This is a genomic window from Geoalkalibacter sp. (assembly GCF_030604225.1).
In the GTDB taxonomy this organism is placed as follows: domain Bacteria; phylum Desulfobacterota; class Desulfuromonadia; order Desulfuromonadales; family Geoalkalibacteraceae; genus Geoalkalibacter.
This window is the reverse complement of record NZ_JAUVWH010000007.1, coordinates 40,431-46,698: the sequence shown is the minus strand read 5'-3', so window position 1 is coordinate 46,698 and position 6,268 is coordinate 40,431. Positions and strand designations below refer to the sequence as shown.

Here is a 6,268-nt window from a genome sequence, read left to right as displayed (position 1 = left end):
GAGGCTTGCCGCCAAGCCTTGGGCGAGGGTCGGATAGCGCAACTCCACCCCCAGCTCGCGCAGCATCCTGTCGTTGCACAGCAGACGTTCCTCGGTGAAATAACTCAGCAGCAGGGGCTTCATCACCCGGCGCGCCTCGTCCAGGGGAATCCGCGGCGGGCAGGCCAAACCCGCCGCCGCGGCCACGGCGGCAAAGTAGGCGGTGGCCGAACAGGGCTCCAGATCGCAGACGTTGTACACCGCCCCCGCCGCGCCCCGCTCAGCCGCCAGACAGACGCGCGCCAGATCCTCCACGTGAATGCGGCTGGTGGGACGGGATTGCTCCTCGACCAGCAGGGGATGGCCGGTCTGCAAGTGGTAGAGGGGCAGCCGACCCGGCCCATAAATGTTGGTGACGCGCAGGGTCACGACGGCCACCGCCTGGTCCTTTCCCCAGGCGCGCAGGGTTTCCTCGGCATCCAGCCGACGCCGGGCGCGGGAGGTCAGGGGATGCGGCGCCACCTCTTCCGTCGCCGGCAAACCGCCCGTATCGCCGTACACGCCGCTGGTGCTCAGGTAAACCAGCCGCGCCGGCATCTCGCCGGGGGTCAGGGCAGCGAGGAAATTTTTCACCCGCGCATCGCTGTAGCCTCCGCCCTGAGGCGGCGCGAAATAATAGACCGTCGCTCCGCCGACAGGCAGCGACGGCAGACTCTCCCGCCGGTCCAAATCACCCACCAGGGCCGTGATCCCCAGCCCGCGCAACGTCTCGGCCTGCCGGCCATCGCGCACCAGGGCCCCGACCGGACGGCTGTCCGCCAAGGCAAGCCGCGCCAGGCGGCGCCCCAGATCGCCGCAGCCGACGATGAACAGAGCGCCCGGGGTCGTCTGATCCTTCATAGCTGATGTCCCTTGATGCAATTGCGCCCCTCGCTCTTGGCTTCGTAGAGGCGGCGATCGGCGCATTCGATGAGGGTTTCCATGGGCAAGCGCTGCTGCGGCGCCATGCGGGGCAGGCTCGCGACGCCAAAGCTGGCCGTCACCCGCAGGGCCCCAGCCGTCGTGAGGATGTCACGCTCGGCGAAACAGCGACGCAGCCGCTCGGCCACGACCAACGCCCCTTCCAGAGGAGTTTCCGGCAACACCACGAGAAACTCCTCGCCCCCGTAGCGAACCGCCCAGTCCAGATCCTGGCGCAGGGCTTCGCCCACGCAGGACGCGCACTGTCGCAGCACCTCGTCCCCCACCAGATGGCCGAAACGATCGTTGACGTCCTTGAAATGGTCGAAGTCGAACAGCAGGATGGACAGCGGACGCCCGTAGCGCACCGCGCGCTTGATTTCCTGGGGCAAATGCTCCACCAGGTAGCGGCGGTTGAAAAAGCCGGTGAGCGCATCGATCACCGAGAGGCTCTTGAATTCCTCCAGGCTTTTTTTCAGGGATTGCTCGAGGGCGAGGATACGCCGGGCGATCTTGAGGCGCGCCCGCAGCTCGGCCGCGCCCACGGGCTTGACCAGATACTCGTCGGCGCCGGCTTCCAGGCCCTCGAGGAGATCCTCCTGGGAGTCGCGCGCGGTCAGCACGATGATGTAGATGTAATGGTTCTGAAAGCGCGCGCGGATGGTGCGGCACAGATCCAGGCCGTCCATGCCGGGGATAGCCAGATCGGTGACGACGATGGGGAAATACTCCCCTTCCAACTGGGCGAGGGCCTGCGGCCCGCTGCCGACGCAGACGGAAGCGTGGCCCGCCTCGCCGAGCGTTTCCTGCAGCAGGCGGCACAGGGGCGGATTGTCCTCGACGATGAGCACCGGATAACCGGGGGGTGAACTGCTTGGGGCATGCATCATGGAACAGGACCTTTCCTGAGAAAGAAACCTTTGACGAGCTACGGGTTTTCCTCACCCTTGCGGCGCCCGCGCCAATCGCGGATGCTCCAACTCAACTGGTTCCACATGCCGCGCAGCATGCCGGCTTCCGCCACGGACAGTCCCGCCCGGCGAAAAATGTCGCGCAGCGGATTCATCACCGCCTCGGGGCGCGCCGGGTTGAGAAAGGCGATGCGCTGGAGAACCGCTTCCATCTCGGCAAACAGGGCCGTCAGTTCGCCCTGGGCGGCGGGTTCCCCGGCCTCCGGCGCGCCGCCTTCGCCAAATGCGCCGCGACAGGTTTCATAAAGACAGACCAGCACCGCCTGCGCCAGGTTGAGGGAACCCTGGCGCGCACTGGTGGGGATGGTGACGGCATGGCTGCACAAGGCCACCTCGGCATTGGTCAGCCCGGCGTCCTCGCGGCCGAACACCAGGCCGGCGCGACCGGCGGCGGAGAGTCCGGCCAAGTGCGACGGCAACTGGGCCACATCCAGCAGCTCGCCGCGCAAACGCCCGGCTCGCCGCGTGGTGGCCACGCTGATTTCGAGATCGGCCAGGGCGTCCTCGAGACTCCCGTAAAGCTGTGCTTGTCCGAGCAGATCGGCGGCGAACACCGCCATTTTATGCGCCTCGGGATGCAGATGCGGACAGGGATTGACCAGACGCAGGTCGCTTACCCCGAAATTGGCCATGGCGCGACACACCATGCCGATGTTGCCGGGATGGCGGGGTTCGACCAGAATGACGGCCAGGCGCTCAGGCAAGGACAAAGAATTCATGACGGACAGACTCGACGGATCAACGCAAAAAGGGGAGCGGCGGGGCTCCCCTTTTTGCTGGTTGCGCAAAAATTTCAGGCACCGGTCACGGTCAAACCGGCGGGCGGGGTGAAGGTGCGCGTCCCGGCCTCCTGATCGAGCATCAGCAAGCCGCGGCCGTCGCCCTCGACGCGCTTGAGCTTTTTCTTCATCAGCCCGAAGCTCGCCTCTTCCTCCACCTGCTCGGTGACGAACCACTGCAGAAAGATCTGGGTGGCATGGTTGCTTTCGGCGCGGGCGAGATCCATGAGTTTGTTGATGCGATCGGTGACGAAATACTCATGCTCCAGGGCATACTCGAAGACGTCGTAGGGCGAGGCATAGTCGCCCTTGGGCGCGTCAATGGCGTGGAGCACCGCCCGTCCGCCGGCCTCGCAGATGAAGTTGAAAAACATTTCGCCGTGGGTCATTTCCTCCATGGCCTGCACCCGCATCCACACGGCAAAGCCGGGCAGATCCTCGGACTCGAAATAGGCGGCCATGGCCTTGTAGAGATAGGCGGAGAAAAATTCGTTCTTCATCTGCTCGTTCAGGGCATCCTGCAGGGTCTGGCTCAGCATGGCAAATCCTCCGCAAAGGTTGAATAAAGGCTTGGGGTCGTTGAGAGACTGACCGATCCGGTCAATTTATACCAGGCATGTCGGGTTTGTCCAGGCAGGGCCAATAACGAAAAAAGGCAGATCCACCCGCGGCGAACCTGCCCTTGAAACCCTTGCACGGAAACGCGGCTCAGCGATCGTCGAAGACGATGCGACGCAGGCCGTCGATGGCGATGTTGCTGCGATTGATTTCGTCGGTGAAGGGATTGCGAAAGGCGTAGGTCAGATAGGTGCAGTCACAATTGGAAGGAAGAAAGGCGTCCTGCACGATGAACTTGCGACCGTCGACCTTGCGGGTCAATTCGATCTCGCCGGCGCTGATGTCGTTGCCGAACATGCTGTAACTGGCATTGGGGCTTTCGAAAAAGACGACCTCGCCGACGGAATCCATGGGAACCTCGATGGCGGTGCCATTCAGCCAACCCTTGATGACGCTGCGGTCCTCGATGCGAAAAAAGCTGATTTCCTGCCCATCGATGGTGACAAATTTGCCCGAACGGGCGGAGGCCCCCACGGCGGTACCGACCAGCAGGGCCAGGACCAGCATAGGGATGGCGACAAGGCGCAGCCACTTGCAGACATTCATTTCAAAAATCTCCTTTTTATTGTTAATCAAATGACAGAAGTTCTGAAAAGAAAAATTCCGTCGGGCATCCTAGGATCAAGCGGAAGACGTCCTTGACCGACCCTGGAGTCAAGCCGCCGAATATTGCCCGGCGAATTAGCTACCTTTTAAATGGCTGCTGCCAGCATCATCTCTTAGCAGTTTTTGAAAAAAAATTCAACGGTTTTTCCCCGTTTCCACCTGCGGTCAGCCCAAGAAAATCGAGGTCGCCCGAGCTTGATCGGCGGGACGTACGCCCGGTGTCGCCCGCGGAAAAAACCCCGGATTCTCTCGCCCCTGAGCCCTAAACATGCTAACATGCGCGCCGCGCTTGCCAAGCAGCCACATGCAAACCTTTTATTCCTTGAGGTTCCAATTTGCACATAAAATCCGCCGAATTTCTCAAAAGCGCCGTCCACCCCGAGCACTATCCCGAGGAAAGCCTGCCGGAAATCGCCTTTGCCGGACGCAGCAACGTCGGCAAAAGCTCGATGATCAACTGCCTGCTCGGGCGCCGCGGCCTGGTGCGCACCTCCTCGACGCCGGGGCGCACCCAACTGCTCAACTTCTTTACCGTCAACGACGCCTTCCAGTTGGTCGACCTGCCCGGCTACGGCTTCGCCAAGGTGCCCCTGGCGGTCAAGCGCGCCTGGGGACCGATGATCCGCACCTACCTCGAAAAGCGTCGCAGCCTGCGGGCCGTGGTGCTGATCCTCGACATCCGGCGGATTCCCAGCGAGGAGGATTTGCAATTTCTCGATTGGCTCGAGGAATACCAGATCCCGACCATCCTGGTGGTGACCAAGGCGGACAAGGTGACACGGGGCCGGCGGCCGGCTCTTCTTAAGAAAATCGCCGAGGCCTGCGCCCTGCCGGTGGATGCCTTCACCCTGTTCTCCGCCACCAGCCGCGAGGGTCGCGAGGAAGTCTGGGAGCGGGTCGCCCAGGCCCTTGCCCCGGAGGAAAATCCTTGATTTTTCGACCATTGACAGAATTCCATGCCTCTGCTACAAGAGGCTTTGTCTCTCATTTACGTCCATAGAACCATTTTTGTTTCGGGTGCCCGCCCCAGCCACGGCGACGGCGGGAGAATAGGGAAGAGGGTGCGAATCCCTCGCTGCCCCGCAACTGTAAGCGGTGACGAACGCCGGACGACATGCCACTGTTTCCTCGAGAAACGGGAAGGCCCCGGCCAGTAGGAGGATCCGCAAGCCAGGAGACCTGCCCGAACGCCGGTTTGCTCATCCTTCGCGGGAAGGGGTGGGGCCTGTCGTTCGCCTTCATGAACCCCGGCCTCTTTCGCGGAGACCGGGGTTTTTTCGTGGCACACGAAAAGGATGCGCGTGGAAGCGGGATTGATTCAGGTCTATACCGGCGAGGGCAAGGGCAAGACCACCGCCGCCCTGGGGCTGGTGGTGCGCGCTCTCGGTCAGGGACTGCGCGTTCTGCTGGTGCGCTTTCTCAAGACCGAGCAGCCCGCCGGCGGGGAAGTGAGTTTCCTGGAAAAGAGTCCCGGTCTGGACATCCTCAGCGCCGGGGTCGGCGGCATTTACCAGAGCCGGGACCGGGAGTTGCTGCGGCGCAGCGTCACGGAAACCTTTGCCGAGGTCAAACGGCGACTGGCGAAGGAACCCTACGACCTGGTGGTGCTCGATGAGATCAACGGCGTCCTGCACCGCGAATTGCTCGACCTAGGCGACTTTCTGCAATTTCTCGACGAGCGCCCCCCCGGCACGGAACTGGTGTTGACGGGGCGCAACGCCCGGCCCGAGGTGATCGAACGCGCTCACCTGGTCAGCCGCGTCGATAAGATCAAGCATCCCTTTGATCAGGGCATCGCCGCGCGACGCGGCGTGGAGTTCTAGACGCCATGGCACCTGTGGTTTTCATCACCGGCGGGGCACGCTCGGGCAAGAGCGGCTTCGCCCAGCGCCGGGCCGAAGCCTGCTCCGGCCCCCTGCTCTACCTGGCCGCCGCCCAGGCCGCCGATGCGGAGATGGCCGAGCGCATCCGCCTCCATCAGGCCGAGCGCGGCGTGCGCTGGCAGACCCGCGAGGAACCCCTGGAGATTGCCCGCGCCCTGGCAGAGGCTTCGGGTTACGGCGCAGTGCTCTTCGATTGCGTCACCCTGTGGTTGAGCAACCTGCTCTTTCAGCACGAGGAAGATCAGGACAAGATTCTTGAAGCCGTCGACCGCTTGGCCGCCGTGCTGCCGGGCATAAAGATCCCGGTGTTTCTCGTGAGCAACGAGGTCGGCAGCGGCATCGTGCCGGAAAACCGCTTGGCGCGCCTGTTCCGCGACCTGGCCGGCACCGCCAACCAGCGCCTGGCCGCCGTGGCCGACGAGGCCTGGCTGGTCGCCGCGGGCTGCCCATTGCGCCTAAAATAACCTTGTAT

General features: G+C 63.2%; 8 protein-coding genes and 1 riboswitch. Of the genes, 3 read left to right on the top strand and 5 right to left on the bottom strand.

What is annotated here, in order from left to right; translation table 11 throughout:
* From QAT43_RS01995 to QAT43_RS01975, 5 genes are all read right to left on the bottom strand, one after another.
* Nucleotides 1-879, bottom strand: an 879-nt coding sequence (locus tag QAT43_RS01995) for an NAD-dependent epimerase/dehydratase family protein (protein WP_305041355.1), incomplete at its 3' end; no start/stop codon positions are given.
* Nucleotides 876-1,829 (bottom strand): diguanylate cyclase, encoded by a 954-nt coding sequence (locus tag QAT43_RS01990; RefSeq protein WP_305041354.1) that lies wholly within the window; start codon nt 1,827-1,829, stop codon nt 876-878. The genes QAT43_RS01990 and QAT43_RS01995, both read right to left, overlap by 4 nt.
* A 38-nt stretch (nt 1,830-1,867) precedes the next feature.
* A complete protein-coding gene (locus tag QAT43_RS01985) occupies nt 1,868-2,629 on the bottom strand; it encodes an RNA methyltransferase (protein WP_305041353.1) in 762 nt (253 codons plus the stop codon).
* A gap of 74 nt (nt 2,630-2,703) precedes the next feature.
* On the bottom strand, nt 2,704-3,228 hold the full coding sequence (locus QAT43_RS01980) for a ferritin (protein ID WP_305041352.1): 525 nt from the start codon (nt 3,226-3,228) through the stop codon (nt 2,704-2,706).
* 169 nt (nt 3,229-3,397) lie between these two features.
* Nucleotides 3,398-3,853, bottom strand: a complete 456-nt coding sequence (locus tag QAT43_RS01975; RefSeq protein WP_305041351.1) for a hypothetical protein — start codon at nt 3,851-3,853, stop codon at nt 3,398-3,400.
* A 395-nt stretch (nt 3,854-4,248) separates the two neighbouring features.
* On the opposite strand from QAT43_RS01975, the gene yihA reads away from it, so the two are divergent.
* The 3 genes from yihA (at nt 4,249) to cobU (ending at nt 6,260) form a co-directional block, all read left to right on the top strand.
* Nucleotides 4,249-4,845, top strand: coding sequence for a ribosome biogenesis GTP-binding protein YihA/YsxC (yihA, locus tag QAT43_RS01970; protein ID WP_305041350.1), 597 nt, complete (start codon nt 4,249-4,251; stop codon nt 4,843-4,845).
* A 66-nt stretch (nt 4,846-4,911) separates the two neighbouring features.
* Nucleotides 4,912-5,114: riboswitch (cobalamin riboswitch) on the top strand.
* Between the two features lie 100 nt (nt 5,115-5,214).
* Nucleotides 5,215-5,736 carry a cob(I)yrinic acid a,c-diamide adenosyltransferase gene (locus QAT43_RS01965; RefSeq protein WP_305041349.1) on the top strand — a complete coding sequence of 174 codons (522 nt, stop codon included), beginning with the start codon at nt 5,215-5,217 and terminating at the stop codon, nt 5,734-5,736.
* Between the two features lie 5 nt (nt 5,737-5,741).
* Nucleotides 5,742-6,260 carry a bifunctional adenosylcobinamide kinase/adenosylcobinamide-phosphate guanylyltransferase gene (gene cobU, locus QAT43_RS01960; RefSeq protein ID WP_305041348.1) on the top strand — a complete coding sequence of 173 codons (519 nt, stop codon included), beginning with the start codon at nt 5,742-5,744 and terminating at the stop codon, nt 6,258-6,260.
* Nucleotides 6,261-6,268: the final 8 nt, after the last annotated feature.

Coding starts and splice junctions, on each gene's coding strand:
- QAT43_RS01990 (WP_305041354.1), bottom strand. CDS start 1,829: ATGATGCATGCCCCAAGCAGTTCACCCCCCGGTTATCCGGTGCTCATC.
- QAT43_RS01985 (WP_305041353.1), bottom strand. CDS start 2,629: ATGAATTCTTTGTCCTTGCCTGAGCGCCTGGCCGTCATTCTGGTCGAA.
- QAT43_RS01980 (WP_305041352.1), bottom strand. CDS start 3,228: ATGCTGAGCCAGACCCTGCAGGATGCCCTGAACGAGCAGATGAAGAAC.
- QAT43_RS01975 (WP_305041351.1), bottom strand. CDS start 3,853: ATGAATGTCTGCAAGTGGCTGCGCCTTGTCGCCATCCCTATGCTGGTC.
- cobU (WP_305041348.1), top strand. CDS start 5,742: ATGGCACCTGTGGTTTTCATCACCGGCGGGGCACGCTCGGGCAAGAGC.